At 38.0% G+C, this 18135-nt stretch carries 19 protein-coding genes; 1 reads left to right on the forward strand and 18 read right to left on the reverse strand.

Annotated features, from left to right (window positions below; genetic code table 11):
• The 9 genes from trmD to smc form a co-directional block, all read right to left on the reverse strand.
• A complete protein-coding gene (trmD, locus tag ACI6MV_RS01265; RefSeq protein ID WP_407267979.1) occupies positions 1-726 on the reverse strand; it encodes a tRNA (guanosine(37)-N1)-methyltransferase TrmD in 726 nt (241 codons plus the stop codon).
• Positions 726-1244, reverse strand: coding sequence for a ribosome maturation factor RimM (gene rimM, locus ACI6MV_RS01270; protein WP_407267980.1), 519 nt, complete (start codon positions 1242-1244; stop codon positions 726-728). The genes trmD and rimM overlap by 1 nt, the downstream gene beginning before the upstream one ends.
• A 12-nt stretch (positions 1245-1256) precedes the next feature.
• Complete coding sequence (locus tag ACI6MV_RS01275; RefSeq protein WP_407267981.1) at positions 1257-1643, reverse strand: YlqD family protein; 387 nt, start codon at positions 1641-1643, stop codon at positions 1257-1259.
• Positions 1644-1960: 317 nt separating this feature from the next.
• Positions 1961-2188 carry a KH domain-containing protein gene (locus ACI6MV_RS01280; protein ID WP_407267982.1) on the reverse strand — a complete coding sequence of 76 codons (228 nt, stop codon included), beginning with the start codon at positions 2186-2188 and terminating at the stop codon, positions 1961-1963.
• Positions 2189-2202: 14 nt separating this feature from the next.
• Positions 2203-2475 (reverse strand): 30S ribosomal protein S16, encoded by a 273-nt coding sequence (gene rpsP / locus ACI6MV_RS01285; RefSeq protein WP_407267983.1) that lies wholly within the window; start codon positions 2473-2475, stop codon positions 2203-2205.
• A gap of 78 nt (positions 2476-2553) precedes the next feature.
• Positions 2554-3906: a signal recognition particle protein gene (gene ffh, locus ACI6MV_RS01290; RefSeq protein WP_407267984.1), complete on the reverse strand. Its 1353-nt coding sequence runs from the start codon at positions 3904-3906 to the stop codon at positions 2554-2556.
• Positions 3907-3918: 12 nt separating this feature from the next.
• The gene (locus ACI6MV_RS01295; RefSeq protein ID WP_407267985.1) at positions 3919-4245 is read right to left on the reverse strand and encodes a putative DNA-binding protein; all 327 of its coding nucleotides are present in this window, start codon (positions 4243-4245) and stop codon (positions 3919-3921) included.
• Positions 4246-4319: 74 nt separating this feature from the next.
• Positions 4320-5315, reverse strand: a complete 996-nt coding sequence (gene ftsY / locus ACI6MV_RS01300; protein WP_407267986.1) for a signal recognition particle-docking protein FtsY — start codon at positions 5313-5315, stop codon at positions 4320-4322.
• Between the two features lie 14 nt (positions 5316-5329).
• Entirely contained in the window at positions 5330-8896 is a 3567-nt protein-coding gene (gene smc / locus ACI6MV_RS01305; protein ID WP_407267987.1) for a chromosome segregation protein SMC, read from the reverse strand.
• Between the two features lie 130 nt (positions 8897-9026).
• Between smc and ACI6MV_RS01310 the strand changes: the two genes are divergently transcribed.
• Positions 9027-9251, forward strand: coding sequence for a DUF1128 domain-containing protein (locus tag ACI6MV_RS01310; protein WP_407267988.1), 225 nt, complete (start codon positions 9027-9029; stop codon positions 9249-9251).
• 56 nt (positions 9252-9307) lie between these two features.
• Here ACI6MV_RS01310 and rnc read toward each other — a convergent pair whose 3' ends face one another.
• The 9 genes from rnc to sdaAB all read right to left on the reverse strand — a co-directional run bounded on the left by rnc (position 9308) and on the right by sdaAB (position 17601).
• Positions 9308-9991 carry a ribonuclease III gene (gene rnc, locus ACI6MV_RS01315; protein WP_407267989.1) on the reverse strand — a complete coding sequence of 228 codons (684 nt, stop codon included), beginning with the start codon at positions 9989-9991 and terminating at the stop codon, positions 9308-9310.
• Between the two features lie 115 nt (positions 9992-10106).
• Positions 10107-10340 (reverse strand): acyl carrier protein, encoded by a 234-nt coding sequence (acpP, locus tag ACI6MV_RS01320; RefSeq protein ID WP_407267990.1) that lies wholly within the window; start codon positions 10338-10340, stop codon positions 10107-10109.
• 280 nt (positions 10341-10620) lie between these two features.
• Positions 10621-11361 carry a 3-oxoacyl-[acyl-carrier-protein] reductase gene (fabG, locus tag ACI6MV_RS01325; RefSeq protein ID WP_407267991.1) on the reverse strand — a complete coding sequence of 247 codons (741 nt, stop codon included), beginning with the start codon at positions 11359-11361 and terminating at the stop codon, positions 10621-10623.
• On the reverse strand, positions 11361-12308 hold the full coding sequence (gene fabD / locus ACI6MV_RS01330; RefSeq protein ID WP_407267992.1) for an ACP S-malonyltransferase: 948 nt from the start codon (positions 12306-12308) through the stop codon (positions 11361-11363). The genes fabG and fabD overlap by 1 nt, the downstream gene beginning before the upstream one ends.
• Position 12309: 1 nt before the next feature.
• Positions 12310-13314 carry a phosphate acyltransferase PlsX gene (plsX, locus tag ACI6MV_RS01335; RefSeq protein ID WP_407267993.1) on the reverse strand — a complete coding sequence of 335 codons (1005 nt, stop codon included), beginning with the start codon at positions 13312-13314 and terminating at the stop codon, positions 12310-12312.
• Positions 13298-13891 (reverse strand): transcription factor FapR, encoded by a 594-nt coding sequence (fapR, locus tag ACI6MV_RS01340; protein WP_407267995.1) that lies wholly within the window; start codon positions 13889-13891, stop codon positions 13298-13300. Before fapR ends, plsX begins: the two co-directional genes overlap by 17 nt.
• Positions 13892-13971: 80 nt before the next feature.
• Positions 13972-16008 carry an ATP-dependent DNA helicase RecG gene (gene recG, locus ACI6MV_RS01345; RefSeq protein ID WP_407267996.1) on the reverse strand — a complete coding sequence of 679 codons (2037 nt, stop codon included), beginning with the start codon at positions 16006-16008 and terminating at the stop codon, positions 13972-13974.
• A gap of 6 nt (positions 16009-16014) precedes the next feature.
• The gene (sdaAA, locus tag ACI6MV_RS01350; protein ID WP_407267997.1) at positions 16015-16899 is read right to left on the reverse strand and encodes an L-serine ammonia-lyase, iron-sulfur-dependent, subunit alpha; all 885 of its coding nucleotides are present in this window, start codon (positions 16897-16899) and stop codon (positions 16015-16017) included.
• Between the two features lie 39 nt (positions 16900-16938).
• Positions 16939-17601, reverse strand: coding sequence for an L-serine ammonia-lyase, iron-sulfur-dependent subunit beta (sdaAB, locus tag ACI6MV_RS01355; protein WP_407267998.1), 663 nt, complete (start codon positions 17599-17601; stop codon positions 16939-16941).
• Between the last annotated feature and the right edge of the window lie 534 nt (positions 17602-18135).

Genomic DNA, 18135 nt, shown 5'->3' on the forward strand with positions numbered 1-18135 from the left:
TTAGTCTTCTGATAGGTTTTTTAACCATTCTTTTTCAGTTTCCGTTAAAGCATAATCTACTAACAAATCTTTTCTGCGTAAAAACGTTCGTTTTAATGACTCTCGTTTTCGCCACTTTTCTATCTTCCCATGATTTCCTGACAACAAGACGTCTGGTACTTTCATGCCTCTAAAATCCGATGGTCGTGTATAATGTGGATGTTCTAATAGTCCATGAGAAAATGAATCCTCAGGGGCGGATGATTCATTCCCTAAGACACCAGGAATTAACCGAACAATACTATCGATCACTACCATCGCACCTAGTTCTCCACCAGTTAGCACATAATCACCTATCGAAATTTCATCTGTCACAAGATGCTGACGAATTCGTTCATCATACCCTTCGTAATGACCGCAAATAAAAACTAAATGATCTTCTTTTGCCAGTTCAGCAGCTTTTGCTTGTGTATACCGTTCTCCTTGTGGGCACATAAGGATGACTCTCGGCTGCTTATCTGATGTTACGTCCTGTACAGCATCAAAGATTGGTTGTGGCGTTAAAACCATCCCAGCACCACCACCATACGGATAATCATCAACTTTATTATGTTTGTTTTCTGTGTAATCTCGAAAATTAATATAGTTATACTGAAAAGCTCCAGACTCTTGTGCTTTTTTTAGTATAGATGTTTGAAAAACGCCTTCAAACATTTCAGGAAATAAGCTCAGAATATCGATTCGCATTAATCAAGCAGCCCTTCCATAGGTTCCACAATTACTTGTTTGTCACTTATATTGACTTGTTTTACAATGTCATCAATGTATGGGATAAGTAGATCTTTTTGACCATCTCGTTTTACTACCCACACGTCGTTTGCACCTGGTGATAAAACTTCTTTGATCTCGCCTAAATACGTGTCATCTGTAGTTACAACAGCACAGCCAATAATCTCATGATAATAGTACTCGCCTTCTGCTAGAGGGGTTAATTGATCTTCAGTTACTTTCAACATGCCATCTCTTAGCTTTTCTACTTCGTTAATATTGTCATAGTTTTTGAAATGAAGAAGGTCAAACTGTTTGTGCTTACGATAACCATCTACCACTAATGAAACTGGTTGTTCTTGTTCATTTTTAAACCAGTATAATTGTTGACCAACTTGAAACCTTTCATCAAAATCGGTAATACGAATTACCTTTACTTCACCTTTGATCCCATGTGTGTTTACAATTTTCCCTACATTAAAAAATTTATCATCCATGTATTCATCCACCTATTTCACTTCGATTACTTTCCCATCTTTTACTACAATTGCTTTTTCACCCATCACATCTTGCCAGCTAACACCTTCTGTAACCTCAACAAGAGCTTCAACTTCATCTTCCGTAATTTTGCTTCCTAGTGGTAGTGAATTTAACTGTTCTATCTGATATTCAGTCCACTTAATTTTCTCTTTGCGTTTAGTTATTTCCTGTTGAAATCTTCTGTAGACTTCTTCTTTAGAAATTCCTTTCGTATTGGACAGTTTTTTTTCTTCAAATAACAACTGTTGACACTCTTGTTCAAGTTGCTGTATGCGATGTTTAAAATTATCGTTAATGATCTTTTTACTATCTTCCGTTAAAACTTGTTTAACCGGTATTTTTCGAATAATTTTCATATTTGTTCAGCCTCTCTTAAGAAAATAGCAGAACAACAAAGTTCAGTGAACATAGTAGAAAAGCGCAGAGCGCCGCTTAGAAACGTAGCGACTGGAGCGAACCGACTAAAGATAAAGGAATCATGCCCCTTCATGGGGTATGTCGACGTTGGACGACAAGTCCGCATTTAGTCGACCTTCGATAAAACTTGAATCAATGATGACTTATCGTAGGCGATTCGTGAAGTCGTGTAGTTTCTGGCGCTCGGAGCTAGACAGTTATACAAATTTATATTCTTTCTTAACATAGTAGAAAAGGGAAAGGTTTCCCTCTCCCCCTACATAATGTCTAGATAGACTCTTTTTTTTGTATCCGAACCTGCTGCATAAACAACGGTTCGAATCGCTTTTGCAATCCTTCCATTTTTACCGATTACTTTACCAACGTCTTGCTCGTTTACAGCTAAGTGATAAACAATTTTATGTTCTTCTTCTTTCGCTGTAACGACGATATCCGCTGGGTAATCTACTAATGGAGTAACAATTGTTTCAATTAAGGCTTTCATGTTATCACACTACTTTACTTTTGGTTTTTCAAGTCATGGAATTTTTTCATGATGCCTTCGTTAGAAAATAAGTTACGTACTGTATCGCTAGGTTTTGCACCCTTTGCCATCCAGTCTAGTGCTTTTTCTTCATCTAATTTCACTTCAACCGGATTAGCTACCGGATTGTATGTGCCAACTTGTTCAATGATACGTCCATCACGAGGAGAACGTGAATCAGCTACTACTACACGATAAAATGGATTTCTTTTTGAACCCATACGTTTTAGGCGAATTTTTACTGCCATCTCTTACACCTCCAAATAAATGTTTTACACAATTTTAGATTCTATCAGAACTTTATTTGTCTGTAAAGTATTTTCCCATTACATGAACGGAAAATTCATTCCTTTACCTTTTTTACCCTTCTTACCTTTTTGCATATTCGTCATTTGCTTCATCATTTTTTTCATATCTTCAAATTGTTTTAGCAAACGATTGACTTCTGAAACAGACCTACCTGCCCCTTTAGCAATCCGCTTTTTACGACCAGCATTCATGATACTTGGATCTTGTCTTTCTTGTTTCGTCATCGACTGAATAATCGCTTCTACGTGGGATAGTTGTTTCTCGTCAATTTGAACGTTTTTAAGACCTTTCATCTTACCCGCTCCAGGTAGCATGTCTAATAAATCCTCTAAAGGACCCATGCTTCGAATTTGGCCCATTTGTTCCAAGAAATCATCAAAAGTAAACGATGCTGTTCGCATTTTTCGTTCTAATTCCTTGGCTTGTTTTTCATCGACATTTTCTTGGGCTTTTTCAATAAGTGATAATACATCACCCATACCTAGGATACGAGAAGCCATTCGTTCAGGATGAAAAGCTTCTAATTCATCCAATTTTTCACCCATACCAGCGAACTTAATAGGTTTATCGGTTACTGCTTTGATTGATAAAGCAGCACCACCACGTGTATCACCGTCTAACTTTGTTAACACGACACCAGTAATATCTAGTTGTTCATTGAAGCTTTCAGCAACATTAACCGCATCTTGACCAGTCATGGCATCAACGACTAAGAATATTTCATTCGGTTTAACATCACTCTTTATTTGTTGCAGCTCATCCATTAATGCAGTATCAACATGGAGCCGACCAGCAGTATCAATAATAACGTAATCATTATGTTCTTGTTTCGCTTGTGCAATTGCTTGGTTAGCTATGTCTACCGGATTCGCTTCGGTACCCAAAGAGAACACTGGCATGTTAAGTTGCTTTCCTAGCGTTTCTAACTGGTTAATTGCAGCAGGTCGATAAACGTCAGCAGCAACTAACAATGGACTTCGATTATATTTTTTTCTTAAAAGGTTAGCTAATTTTCCAGTCGTTGTCGTCTTACCCGCACCTTGTAAACCTACCATCATGATAACGGTCGGGGGACGATCTGCGACAGCTATTTTACTTTGTTCCCCACCCATTAATAGCGTGAGTTCTTCTTTTACAACTTTTATGACTTGTTGTCCTGGGGTTAAGCTTTCCATTACTTCTTGACCAATCGCACGTTCTTTTACCTTTTTCACAAAGTCTTTGACAACTTTGAAGTTAACATCCGCCTCAAGTAGGGCTAGTCGTACTTCTCTCGTCATTTCTTTTACATCTTGCTCCGATACCTTCCCTTTACCAGTGATTTTCTTAATGGTACTCTGTAAACGGTCGGCAAGGCCTTCAAATGCCATCGAACTCACCTCCTAATCTATTTCCTTCAAAGCAGTTAATAGTTCTTTCACTCTGTTCAAGTTACTATTAAAAAGTGCTTGATCGATTTCTTCTATCATTTTTACTCGCTTTTGAAATTTATCATACAAACCCAGTTTTGATTCGTAGGATTCAAGCATCGATTCGGTGCGGTTTATATTGTCATACACAGCTTGTCTCGATACTTCGAAAGCCTCTGATATCTCACCTAGTGAGTAATCCTCTAAATAATACAATTCCATATAGTTGCTCTGTTTTGCTGTTAATAAATCTTTGTAAAAATCAAACAAAAAATTGACACGTGTTGTTTTTTCCAGCAAGACAAGCACCCCTTGTTAAGTGAAATACCTTTACATATGAATACTAATGCAAATAGACAAAGTCTGTCAAGGAGTTATACTTCTTCTTCTGTGATCAAATCAGAAAATAAGCCATATACGAAAGCATGTGCATCAAAAGCTTGAAGGTCACTCACTTTCTCGCCTAGACCTACGAACTTAACAGGAATTTTTAATTCCTTACGAATCGCGAGCACAATACCACCTTTAGCCGTTCCATCTAATTTTGTTAGTACAATGCCACTAACATCCGTACTTTGTGAAAAAGTTTTCGCTTGGCTCAAGGCATTTTGTCCGGTTGTTGCATCTAAAACGAGAAGTACTTCATGTGGTCCTTCAGGAACTTCCCTTTCTATAACTCGTTTCACCTTGGATAACTCATTCATTAGATTCACTTTATTTTGCAGTCTACCAGCCGTGTCACATAGTAACACATCAGCATTACGTGATTTGGCTGCCTGAATGCCGTCGTAAATAACAGCTGCAGGATCACTACCTGCACTATGCTTAATCACTTCCACACCAACGCGCTCTCCCCAAACCTCTAATTGTTCAATAGCTCCGGCACGGAATGTATCTCCGGCTGCCATGACAACACGCTTTCCTTCATCTTTTAGCTTTTTCGCCAATTTTCCGATGGTCGTTGTCTTACCTACTCCATTAACACCAACAAATAATATGACTGTAAGGCCGTCAGTTTTTAAATTTAACTCTTCAACCTTTTCATCCTCTTCACCATAATAAATCTCAACAAGTTTTTCTGAAATTACCTCTTTCATGGCGGCACTATCTTTAATATTTTTTCTTTTGACTTCCATTTCTAATTCTTCTATTAAATCCATTACAGTTGTGACGCCTACATCTGCTGAGATTAAAATTTCTTCTAATTCCTCAAAAAAATCTTCATCTACTTTGCGATATTTGGCAACTAAATCGTTAATTTTAGTTGAGAAGGAGCCTCTCGTTTTTGTTAATCCTTCTTTATACTTATCCGTAGAAGGTGATGCGGACTCACCTGTAAATTTATCTTTTAATTTTTTAAAGAAACTCATCTTATCTTCCTTTCTTACGTCTGAACAAGTGATGGTGTATCTTCTAAACGTACAGACACTAACCGTGATACTCCTGATTCCTGCATGGTAACACCATACAATACATCTGCCTCTTCCATCGTACCTTTTCTATGTGTAATGACAATGAATTGTGTTTTTTCACTATAGAATTTTAAATATTGAGCAAATCGACTTACATTCGCCTCATCTAATGCCGCTTCTACTTCATCTAAGATACAAAACGGTACTGGTCTTACACGTAGTATTGCAAATAGCAACGCAATTGCTGTTAAAGCTCTTTCTCCACCCGATAGCAAACCTAGATGTTGTAATTTTTTTCCTGGTGGCTGTGCAATAATATCTACACCTGTATCCAATATGTTATCTGGTTCAGTTAATTTTAATTCAGCTCTTCCTCCACCAAATAGCTGTTGGAACACAATAGAAAACTCTGCTTTAATTTGAAAAAATGTTTCTTCAAATCTCCGCTTCATTTCTTCGTCCATTTCACCGATTACACCATACAATGTATCTTTTGCCTGGATAAGATCCTGTTGTTGACCTGTTAAGAACAAATATCTTTCTTCAATTCTTTCGTATTCATCGATTGCACCAATATTAACTGTGCCGAGTGCTTCTATAGCTTGTTTCATTTGTTTCACTTGTATTGTCGCCTCTTTAATATCATCGACCTTCGGATAGGTTTGTTGTGCCTTCTCGAATGATATTTTATATTCATCCTGCAAATGATGGAGCCTATTTTCCAAGTCGACATCAAGACGATTCGCTTTAACCTCTTTTTCTTGGATCGCTTTAACTAGACCTTGATGTGAACGATTTTGCTCTTTTAGTTCCCGTTCTTGATCTTGAATGGCTTGTGTGAGCGACAGTCGCTGCTGTCTTAACGATTGAATTTCTTCAACTGTCGTTTCTTTCGTTTCTTTTTTTGTAGTCAGTTGAGTATCCAAGTCTTCAATCTTGTCATTGCTTTGATGCAACTCCTCTAGTTCTAACAAGCTTTCTTGGTTAGTTTGATATAACTGCCTAGTTTCCTCTAAAGAAGTACGTATTGCATCTGTTTTTTCTGTTTGGTTGCGCACTTGTGCTTCTTGCTCTGCTAAGGTAACTTGAAGCTTATGATATTGCTCTTGTAATTCGTTATGATTTTGCTGATAGTCAAATTGCTGTTTGGATAGCGTATCAATCTGTTCTTGAATAATAGCTAAACTTGACTCAATTTCATTTAACTGCGCTGTTAAGTTTTGATCACGTTCTTGTAAACTGCTTACATCATTATCAAACTGTGAATTTTCTTGGTCATATAAAGTTAAATTTTCATTTAAATGTGACAGTTTCATTTTTTTCTCAGTAACTTTTGCTTGCGATTGCTGTTCCTGTTGTTGCTGTTCATTTATTGCTTGACGAAGCATTTCCAGTTGTTCTTCTTGTGTTTTTAATTTTTGCTTGTGAGCATCAACTGTAGCTTCAAAATCGGCAGCTTTAGTTTGGTAGTCCGCAATTTTAGCATTTATTTCTTGTAAATCCTTTTCTCGTGTGAATAAAGATTGAGTCGTCTTCTTCATCGCACCACCGGTCATTGATCCACCGGGATTAACAATATCCCCGTCAACTGTTACAACACGATACCGCCGTTGTAAGCTAGCAGCAATTTGGTTGGCTGCTTTTAGATTGTCCGCTATGATGACATTACCTAATAAATTGGTCATTACATTTTGATATTTGGAATCAAATCGAATTAAATCAGACGCGACCCCAACATATCCAGAGTGATTGGATACGCTTGATAACAAATGACTACTTATATACCTCGAATTTATCGTTGTTAACGGCAAGAATGTTGCTCTACCCTTATTGGTACGCTTAAGCCAATCAATCGCATTTCTTGCAGTAGACTCATCTTTAACAACGATGTTTTGTGCTTGTCCTCCAAGCGATGTTTCTATCGCAGTTATATACTTAGATGGAACATCCATTAACTCAAGAACAGCACCATTGATTCCAGAAAGTTGCTGTTCCTCTCGTGCCTTTAATACTTCTTTAACACCAAAGAAAAATCCTTGAAAGTCTTCTTTCATTTCTTCCAGCATTTCTTTCTTTGATTTTAGTTTTTCGATATATTGGTAACCTTGATACAATTTTGTTTGCAATTGCTCATAAGCTTGATTGTGCTTTGTCAACAATTGTCGGCTATTTTCGTACTCTGATTCCAATTGGTTTCGCTTTTGTTGTACTTGATCAAGCTCTTTTTCTAACGTTTGCAACTCATCTGTTAACCATTCTCTTTGCTTAATTAAATCTTGAAATTTATCTTGTTGTAAGTTTTTCTTTGCTCCGAGTTGATTTAATTGCTTATCAATCGATTGGCGTTCATTACGCTTTGCAGCCTGTGAATTTAGAAGTTCAATATATTCGCTTTTCAGCTCTTCAATCTGATCCTGAATATTTTCCTTGGTCGTAGACAATTTTTCATTGATTTGTTGCACGTGTTGCTTAGAAGTATTTCGTACCTCCTGATATTTTTCAAGCTGGGCTCGTTCAATTTGAAGATCATCATCTAGTTTTTCTGTTTTTTCTTCAAGTTGTTGTCCTTCTTGCTCTAGTTTTGATTTGTTCTCGGTATAATGCTTTAGTCTCTCATGAATTAATTTTTTGTTTCCTTCTAAATTTTCTAGCTCTTGGGTTAACAATAGAAGTGATTGCTGAAGCTCTTCAACTTTTTCATCAATAACTTGGATTTTACTTTTTTCCGTTTCCACATACGCTTCTTGACTTTGTATCTTTGTTTTAACTTGTATTTCTTGTTGTTTTTCATGATCAATTTCTTTCAACAAAGTTTCCCATTGCTCATGAAGTTGCTCAATTTCGGTTATTAATAAAGAAACTTCTTGTTGTTTCAATTCATCTTTTTTAGACAAATAGTCTTTTGCAATCATTGCCTGTTGTTTTAGTGGATCTAATTGTGCTTCTATTTCATAAATAATATCTTCAATCCGATTTAAATTTTCTTGTGTTTCTGCCAGCTTATATTCAGCTTTCTTTTTCCGTTGCTTATATTTCAATACACCGGCAGCTTCTTCGAAAATCGTTCTTCGTTCTTCTGCTTTAGAACTTAAAATTTCTTCGACTTTACCTTGGCTAATGATTGAAAACGCTTCTCTGCCTAAACCAGAGTCCATAAATAATTCAATAATGTCTTTTAAACGACAGGATTGTTTATTAATTAGAAATTCACTATCACCAGAACGATATACACGTCTAGTAATGCTCACTTCTTCATATTCAATTGGCAATGCTTGGTCTGTGTTATCGAGTACTAACGTAACCTCTGCTACGTTTAAGGCTTTTCTCGAATCACTACCTTGGAAGATAATATCCTCCATTTTCGCTCCACGCAACGATTTCGCAGATTGTTCGCCAAGTACCCATCTAACAGCATCAATAATATTACTTTTGCCGCTGCCATTTGGCCCAACTACCGCTGTTACACCCGGTACAAATTCAACTGATATGCGCTCAGCGAATGATTTAAACCCAACAGATTCTAATTTTTTTAGGAACATAGACATTCTCCTATGAATTTTGCTTTACTTTTATGTAAGAAAAAATTTGCTTTTCAACTTATTTATTTTATCATAAAGAGAGAGGTGTTAGAAGGTAATCCTCGCAATATAAATCATAAGGAGTGTTATTGTGAACTTAAATGAGGCAACGAAGGAAAATTTATCCTTTATTATTAATGACATGGCTGATCACTTACAGGTTGTAAATAGATCGATCATGGACCCTGAGGATTACGATTTAGAAAAGTACGATGAACTTAAATCCTTACATGATTTAATCAAGCAAAAAGGTCGTTTAAGCGTATCTGAGACAGAGGCTTTCGTTCAAGAACTAGCATCTAATAGAAGAAAATAACATGATGAATCACAGAAGAGGAGGCTTCAGTGTTAATTGAAACATCCTCTTCTGCTTTATCTATTTAGTTCATCTAATGCTTTTTTGGCAGCTCGTTGTTCTGCTTCTTTTTTTGTTCGACCAACACCGACCCCTGCAACTTCTTCGTTAATTACTACCTGGGCAATAAATTCACGATCATGTGCCGGGCCTTTTTCATCAATAATGTGATACTCTACAATACCACTTTTATTTTGTTGAACATTTTCTTGCAACTGACTTTTATAATCCATCGCATGAGAAAAAGCACCTTTACTAATACTAGGAAACACAGTCTCTTCTAAAAAACGAAGCGCAATATCAAACCCTTGATCTAAATATAGGGCACCGATAAATGATTCAAACACATCAGCAAGAAGAGCTGGACGATTTCTGCCACCCGTCATTTCCTCGCCTTTACCAAGTAAGATAAAATCACTAAAACCAATAGCATTTGCAAAATTAACTAAAGAGGCCTCACATACTATTGATGCTCTAAGTTTTGTTAATTCTCCTTCTGCCATTTCCGGGAATTCCCGGTACAAGTACTGGGATACCCCAAGTTCTAGCACTGCATCTCCTAAAAATTCTAAACGTTCATTATCCTCGTAGTTTTTTTTACGATGCTCATTCACATAAGATGAATGGGTAAAAGCCTGTTTTAACAGATGAAGATTGTTAAATGATATGCCTAATTTGTTCTGCAATATTTGAAAATCCACATACTTCACCTACCTAATATGTGTGCTTAATAAACAAATTGGAGAAAGCCCCGCATTATAGAGCGAGACTTTCATCCATACTGTCTTTGCCAAATAGCACTTTAACAATATTTTATTATTGAGTGCTGCTTATGTAATTCACAGCATCTCCAACTGTTTCAATCTTCTCTGCTTCCTCATCAGAAATTTCCATATCAAACTCATCCTCAAGCTCCATTACTAGCTCAACAACATCTAATGAATCCGCCTCTAAATCATCCTTAAAAGATGCTTCCATTGTAACTTTAGACTCATCTACGTCTAAACGATCAACAACAATTTTCTTAACACGATCAAAAGTATCCGCCACCAAACTCACCCCCTTTCAAAATTATAAAGTGCAGGCGACTGCTTAGGTCCGACTGGATAAGCAAGCTGCCGAAATGTGACGCGATCTTCGTCACATGTAGGTAGATTGCTTATCACAGCGAGGACCTAGGAGCCGGAACTAGATTGGTTATAAGCATGAGTGGGCTCGCTCAGATGCGACATGCATAAGCAGGGCGCCGGAAGTGACCACGGGTTTAGGTCACTGTAGGTGAACTGCTTATGACACGAGCATCTAGCCCACGCAGCTAGAAATGACACCATTACATTACCATTCCACCATCTACATGTATCGTCTGTCCAGTTACATAATTCGCATCCTCTGACGCTAAAAAACGAACAACTCGCGCCACATCTTCCGCTTGACCAAGCTTTGCTAATGGAATTAGATTAAGCATTCCTGAACGTTGCTCTTCTGTTAGCTTATCAGTCATATCTGTTTCGATAAATCCAGGAGCAATCGCATTAACAAGAATGTTTCTAGTTGCTAATTCTTTCGCAGTCGTTTTTGTTAAACCAATTACGCCAGCTTTGGCTGCAACGTAATTTGCTTGACCTGGATTTCCACTTACACCTACTACAGATGCGATGTTAATTATTCTACCAGATCTTTGCTTCATCATCTGCCTTGTAACAGCTTTTGTGCACAAGAAAACACCTTTAAGATTCGTTTGAATAACTTCATCAAACTCCTCGACTTTCATACGCATTAATAAGTTATCTCTTGTAATCCCAGCATTATTAACAAGGATATCGAGACTACCATATTCTTCAATGACTGTTTTTATCATATCTTTTACTTCTGATTCTTCAGCTACATTTGCTTTTATTTTTATTGCTTTAACTCCGATTTGCTCAATTTCATTAACTACTTCTTGAGCCTTCACTTCATTTCCAGCAAAATTAATAGCAACATTTGCTCCATTTTTAGCAAGCTCAATTGCAATTGCTCTACCGATTCCACGCGATCCACCAGTTACTAGTGCCGTTTTACCTTTTAACATTAGGATTCCTCCTTATACCATTCCATAAACTCTGATAACGATGCAGGATCTTGTATAGCAAAAGTTTTCATACGACGATTTACTTTTTTAACAAGTCCATTCAAAACTTTCCCATTACCTACTTCAACAATCGCATCAACATTTGATTGAATGATTTCCTCAATAATCTCTTCAAATCGTACAGGTGAATATAACTGTTTAACTAATAAATCCGGGATATCGATTTGCTCAGTAACTGTTTGAGCAGTAACATTTGCAACGACTGGAACTTTTGCATCTCTTATACTGACATTTTCTAAAGCTTCCCGAAATTGTTCGGCTGCAGGCTCCATAAGTCGCGAATGAAATGGTCCACTAACATTTAAAGGAATCACTCGTTTCGCACCTTTTTCTGCTAATTTTTCTTGAGCAATTTCAATCCCTTGTTTCGTTCCTGAAATAACAACTTGTCCTGGACAATTAAGATTAGCAATATCTACTGTTTCTGTTGAAGTGTTATTAATATCTTGGATTACTTCTTCAATAACCGCCAATTCGGATCCAAGTACGGCCGCCATTGCTCCTTGACCTTTTGGATAAGCACTTTCCATTAATTGTCCTCGTTTCTGGACTAACGGAAGTGCATCATCTAAAGATAAAGATCCAGCTGCAACTAATGCACTATATTCACCAAGGCTATGGCCAGCAGTTATAACAGGTTCAACACCTTGCTGACGAAGTATGTGGTTAATTGCTACGCTTGTTAATAGCAGTGCCGGCTGTGCATTCACCGTATTAGTAAGTTCATCAGCAGGTCCTTCAAACATTAGCGCAGTTATATCTGTTTTTAATAACTGATTTGCTTTTTCAAAAATTTCTTGTACTTCTTCGTATGTATCATACATTGCTTTCCCCATACCGATTGCTTGGGAACCCTGTCCAGGAAAGACAAAAGCAACACGTTTCATATTATTCCTCCTTATCCCCTACATCCATCGATTGCACTGTAGTTGCAATAATGCCGGTAACATCTTGTTCCACCATGTCACAAGCTTGTTTAATCGCATTAAATACAGCTCTTGCATTGGATGAACCATGGGCTTTAATTACGGGTGCTGCTAATCCGAACAGACCAGCCCCTCCGTATTCTGAGTAGTCTAATTGATCTTTTAAGCCTTTTAAATCAGATTTTATAAAACCAGCCGCAATTTTCGTTTTCACACTACCTGTTAGAACTTTTTTCAACATTGAAAACATCGTCATAGCAGTTCCTTCAATTGTTTTTAGTGCTATATTGCCACTAAAACCGTCCGTTACTACAACATCAGCAACACCTTCTAATAGATCACGCGCTTCCACATTTCCAATAAAGTTTATTGGTGCATCCTTCAGAAGCTCATAGGCTTTTTTTGTAAGATCATTACCTTTTCCTTCTTCTGTTCCTACATTCAGCAGGCCAACCTTTGGTGAAGCTATACCACGAACGTTTTCTACATAAATAGAACCCATAATCGCGTATTGTACAAGGTGCTGTGCTTTCGCATCAACATTGGCTCCAACATCTAAAAGTAAGAACCCCTTACCATCAAGTGTTGGCAGTGTAGGACTTAGTGCAGGTCGATCTATTCCTTTTATGCGTCCGACTACGAACAATCCCGCACTCATTAATGCACCTGTGTTACCCGCTGATATACAAGCATCCACACGTTTTTCCTTGACTTCATTTGCCATGAGTACTAAGGATGCATCTTTTTTGCGCCTCACTGCTCTTACTGGCTCATCATCCGATGTGATCATTTCTGTAGTATGTATAACTTGAATGTTTCTGTTATCTGTTAAGTATGAATTAATTTTATCCTGGTCACCTACTAAAGTTATTTCTAGACCAGGAATTTTCTTCACTGCTTCCATTGCTCCTAAAACGATCTCTTTTGGAGCGTGATCTCCACCCATTGCATCAATCGCTATTTTCATTAATCGATTCTCCTTTTGGGTCATTTGAGCGAAACATATTGAATGTTCCGGAGAAAACTTTTTCCTTTTCGACAAAGCTATTAACTCTGACTACTGTCTTACCTTTCGCATCTAAACCGAGAACTTCTGCTTTTGCAACTACACGTTCCCCTTGCTTTACCTGATGAGTGAACTTAATGTCTGCACTAGCTGTTAAAGCCAGCTCATCATCAATAACGGCAACGGCTAAAGAATTGGCTTGAGCAAATAGATGATGCCCACGTGCGATCGAATTTCGTGAAAAAACGTGTTCAGGACTTATATCAAGAATCGATATTGCTCGCTTATCCAGCTCTAAATCAATCACTTCACCGATCACTTCGTCGATTGGTAGAGCTTTGACTGTTTCATTCCATTGCGTCGTGGCCACCGATTTAATTCGTTCTCTAAGCTCTGGTATGGACAACTCCATACGATCAAGCCTGATTGTTTGAATACTAACTTGAAATTTTTTAGACAAATGCTCATCTGTGATAAAAGGCATTTCTTCTATCGTCTCTTTGAGTAATTGTTGTCTCTCCTTTTTATTCCTTTTCATTCATTACACCGTCCGTTTTATGACTAGGTACTAATAGTAATATATAATACCAATGCTTATTATGCAAGCAACAAATTTCACTAATCTAGTACTTGACCTTGAAGTGAACTTTCTTCTTTTAATTTATTTCTCATTGTTTGGTAATGCGGGTCTTCTGCTAACCTGTTTTCAGCAATAATTAAAGCAGCATCTTGTCTAGCGGTCTCTAGAGCACGGTAATCGTGAACCATATCGCCAACTTTAAATTCAGGTATACCACTTTGCTTTTTACCAAAAAAATCTCCTGGACCTCTCAACTGTAAATCTTGCTCAGATAATTCGAAGCCATCTGTTGTTTCTGTCATAATTCGCATCCGCTCTTTCCCAACTTCACCTTTAGGATCAGCAACCAGAATACAATAGCTTTGCGCGTCTCCTCGTCCCACTCTACCACGCAATTGATGAAGTTGGGAAAGACCAAATCTTTCTGCGTCATAGATAACAATAATTGTAGCATTCGGAACATTTACACCGACTTCAACTACGGTTGTAGATACTAACACTTGTACTTGGTTTGCAGCAAATTCTTTCATGACAGCTTCCTTTTCATCAGAATGTAGCCTACCGTGCATTAGTCCAACTTGTAATTCTGAAGCAAAGTGTGCCTGTAGCATCGTGTAAAGATCAACAGCATTTTGAATATCTAGCTTATCTGATTCCTCGATCAGTGGACAGATTACATATGCCTGATGTCCGTTTTTAACTTCTTTATGAATAAACTGTAGCACGCGATCAAACATATTATCTTTTACCCAATAAGTATCTACTGGTTTTCTCCCCGCAGGCATTTCATCGATTTGCGATACATCCATATCACCGAAAGCTGTTATCGCCAAAGTTCTTGGAATTGGCGTTGCAGTCATAAATAACACATCAGGATCTAATCCCTTTTCCCTCAACATTCTTCGTTGATTGACACCAAATCGATGTTGTTCATCTACAATTACTAGTCCCAAATGGTGGAAGGAAACTTCATCTTGTATTAATGCATGTGTACCTACTAGAATATCTACTTCATTCGCTTGGACGCGTTCAAGGATATCTTTCCTTCGCTTGCCTTTAATTGATCCTGTTAATAATTCGACTCGCGCGAAGCCGTCCATTAATGTGGTCAACGATTGGTAATGCTGTTCTGCTAGAATTTCAGTTGGAACCATTAATGCACCTTGCTTACCTGCTGTTATAGCCGCATACAAACAAATGGCCGCCACTGCTGTTTTCCCTGAACCTACATCTCCTTGTAATAATCGGTTCATTCGGTTTACTGATTTCATATCTAACAAAATTTCTTTTAAGCTGCGTTTCTGAGCACTAGTTAATGGAAACGGAAAGCTTTTTATAAATAGTTCAACTTTTTCTTTGTCATATTCCTGGTTATGACCTTTTGTAGCTTCTTTAATCCGCTTACGTAATAATTGCATTTTTAATTGGAATAATAAAAACTCCTCATAAATAAACCTTCTACGCGCGTGCTTTAATAGCTGATGATTTTCAGGAAAGTGGATTTGCTTAATCGCTTGACTGCGCCGAGGTAGCTTGTACTTTTCTATATAGTAAGCTGGCAGAATTTCTTCAACTTGACCACTATAGTCGCTAACTGCATTTTTTATTATTTTCTTTAATTGCAGATTTGTAACTTCTCCCTTTAAAGGATAAACAGGCTGGATAGGTTCATGCGCATTAGCTTCACCTTTTTTGTAGTTACTAACAGTTATTTGTAAGCGGTGCTGATCCCATTTTCCTGTTACCGTTAACGTGTCACCAGCATGAATCTGCTTTTTGGCAAATGCTCGATTAAACATCACTGCTTTAACAACCATATGTTCGACTTGGAGTTGAACAATTAACCTCGATTTATTTCGACCGAAAAACGTTAAGGTCGGCTCAGCAAGAACCTGACCCTCAATCGTAGCTTTTTCATTATGTTCAATTTCACTCAACGGCTTACGTTCATAAACATCGTATCTGTTAGGGAAGTAATATAATAAATCTTCAATAGTACCGATACCCATATCAATTAATGCTTCACCTAACTTTTCTCCTACACCTTTTACTTGTACAACAGGAGCTTTCAGCATCTTTCTTCACACTTTCTTGTCTGGGCTACCATAAATCTTTGCCGCCAATGCGCGCCCAGTTGGTGTTGCGGCTAATCCACCTTCAGCTGTTTCTCTTAATGCTGTTGGCATTGTTTTTCCAATCCGATACATTGCACCAATAACTTCATCACAAGGAATACGGCTTGTAATTCCGGCTAAAGCCATATCAGCAGATACGATTGCATTTGAAGCACCTGCGGCATTTCTTTTAACACAAGGAACTTCCACAAGGCCCGCAACGGGATCACATACTAATCCAAGCATATTTTTTAAACTAATCGCAAATGCTTCCGAACTTTGCTGTGGCGTTCCCCCAGCCATTTCCACAATAGCAGCAGCTGCCATCGCTGCCGCCGAGCCAACCTCAGCTTGACATCCACCAGCAGCGCCCGATATAAACGCATTATTCGCTACAACAAAACCAAATGCACCAGATGTAAATAAGTACCTTATCATTTGCTCTCTCGTCGGATTAAGTCTGTCTGCAACGGCGAAAAGCGTGCCTGGCACACACCCTGCACTTCCTGCTGTTGGCGTAGCGCAAATCGTCCCCATCGCTGCATTAACTTCATTTGTTGCAACTGCTTTACTAACAGCATCTAACAATAGATTACCCGACAACGGGTTTTGTTCTTGCATATACTTTTGTAATAGGACTGCATCTCCGCCAGTTAATCCTGAATGAGACTTTACACCTTTTAATCCCTCTTCAACAGCATTTTCCATAACATGAAGATTCTTTTCCATCTGATTCATAATTTCTTCACGCGATTTATCATGAACATCCATCTCTTGCCTAATCATAACTTCTGATATTAGAATATTTTCATTTGTAGCAATCTCTACTAGTTCAGCAACATTACGAAACATATAATAGCCCCCTATGATGTTATTCTTCGTTGTTTCTTATCAATCGACAATCTTGGATACTTGTAAGATATGGTCCGCTTCCTTCAATTCATTTAAGATAATATCGTTGACATTCTGGTCTACTTCAATAATCATTAGCGCTTCCTTACCAATATCTTTACGCGATACTTCCATCCGTCCAATATTGACTTCATTCCTTGCCAATATTTGAGTAATCGAGGCAATTGCACCGAATCGATCATTGTGCATCACTAATAACGCCGGATGATTACCAGATAAATGTAGTTCAAAACCGTTTAATTCTGTGATTTCTACTTTTCCTCCACCAATCGATATCCCAACTAATTCTAGCTGTTCATCATCGTCGGTTAATATCACCCTAGCAGTATTAGGGTGCTCTGTCGCAGCTTCGTCTTCATAAAAATTTATTGTCATACCTTTTGCTTTTGCATCTTTTATAGAACTGCTTATTCGTTGATCATCTGTATCATAATCTAAAATCCCACCAATAAGAGCAACGTCCGTTCCATGCCCTCTATACGTTTTGGCAAATGATCCATATAAATAAATATCAACCTTTGTTGGTTCTTTTCCAAATAACGTTCTTGCAGCCCTTCCGATTCGTGCTGCACCTGCTGTATGTGAACTTGATGGACCAATCATAACTGGACCGATAATATCAAAAACTGATTTATATTTCATTTTACACCATCCTTAAGTTAAGACGATAACCCTTATCTTCTAGTATAACTGGTTCTGAAAAAGAAGCAATAATCATAACAAAAGCGCAGAGCGCCGGTTAGCGACGTACGGACTGGACTGAACCGCAGGACCAGAGTAGGCTTCGAGGCTTTACATCGCACGAAGAAAATTGTTCTATATTTTCGATGGAGTAAGGAAACATGCCCCTGCATAAGGGGTATGTCGACGTTGGACGACGAGTCCGCTTTTAGTCGACCTTTCATAAAACCTGAACCGATGTTGTTATCGTGTCATGAGGTGAGGGAAGTCTCGCTAGTCGCTGACGCTCGGAGCTGGCCGTAGCTAATGATTAATGTTATCCAAAATTAGTATGCTTTATAATTTCCTATGCCATAACAAAGGCCAGACAACACGCCCGGTCCAATCTTATGATTAACTAAAGTTGAAATAAGACCCGAAGTAATTGGAGAGTGTGCTTGAACCGAGGCATCTATTAAACAAACAAAGGCCTTCAGCCGTTTAACGGTGAAGGCC

The sequence above is a fragment of the Radiobacillus sp. PE A8.2 genome (assembly GCF_045635475.1).
GTDB lineage: Bacteria > Bacillota > Bacilli > Bacillales > Amphibacillaceae > JBJGXI01.

What these genes read in the sequence shown, in the direction of transcription:
- ACI6MV_RS01280 (WP_407267982.1), bottom strand. Translation starts at nt 2,188, where the DNA reads ATGAAAGCCTTAATTGAAACAATTGTTACTCCATTAGTAGATTACCCA.
- ffh (WP_407267984.1), bottom strand. Translation starts at nt 3,906, where the DNA reads ATGGCATTTGAAGGCCTTGCCGACCGTTTACAGAGTACCATTAAGAAA.
- ACI6MV_RS01275 (WP_407267981.1), bottom strand. Translation starts at nt 1,643, where the DNA reads ATGAAAATTATTCGAAAAATACCGGTTAAACAAGTTTTAACGGAAGAT.
- fabG (WP_407267991.1), bottom strand. Translation starts at nt 11,361, where the DNA reads ATGTTAAAAGGTAAAACGGCACTAGTAACTGGTGGATCGCGTGGAATC.
- plsX (WP_407267993.1), bottom strand. Translation starts at nt 13,314, where the DNA reads ATGAAAATAGCGATTGATGCAATGGGTGGAGATCACGCTCCAAAAGAG.
- sdaAB (WP_407267998.1), bottom strand. Translation starts at nt 17,601, where the DNA reads ATGAAATATAAATCAGTTTTTGATATTATCGGTCCAGTTATGATTGGT.
- sdaAA (WP_407267997.1), bottom strand. Translation starts at nt 16,899, where the DNA reads ATGTTTCGTAATGTTGCTGAACTAGTAGAGATTGCTACAAATGAAAAT.
- ftsY (WP_407267986.1), bottom strand. Translation starts at nt 5,315, where the DNA reads ATGAGTTTCTTTAAAAAATTAAAAGATAAATTTACAGGTGAGTCCGCA.
- fabD (WP_407267992.1), bottom strand. Translation starts at nt 12,308, where the DNA reads ATGAAACGTGTTGCTTTTGTCTTTCCTGGACAGGGTTCCCAAGCAATC.
- trmD (WP_407267979.1), bottom strand. Translation starts at nt 726, where the DNA reads ATGCGAATCGATATTCTGAGCTTATTTCCTGAAATGTTTGAAGGCGTT.
- recG (WP_407267996.1), bottom strand. Translation starts at nt 16,008, where the DNA reads ATGCTGAAAGCTCCTGTTGTACAAGTAAAAGGTGTAGGAGAAAAGTTA.
- fapR (WP_407267995.1), bottom strand. Translation starts at nt 13,891, where the DNA reads ATGAAAAGGAATAAAAAGGAGAGACAACAATTACTCAAAGAGACGATA.
- rimM (WP_407267980.1), bottom strand. Translation starts at nt 1,244, where the DNA reads ATGGATGATAAATTTTTTAATGTAGGGAAAATTGTAAACACACATGGG.
- smc (WP_407267987.1), bottom strand. Translation starts at nt 8,896, where the DNA reads ATGTTCCTAAAAAAATTAGAATCTGTTGGGTTTAAATCATTCGCTGAG.
- rpsP (WP_407267983.1), bottom strand. Translation starts at nt 2,475, where the DNA reads ATGGCAGTAAAAATTCGCCTAAAACGTATGGGTTCAAAAAGAAATCCA.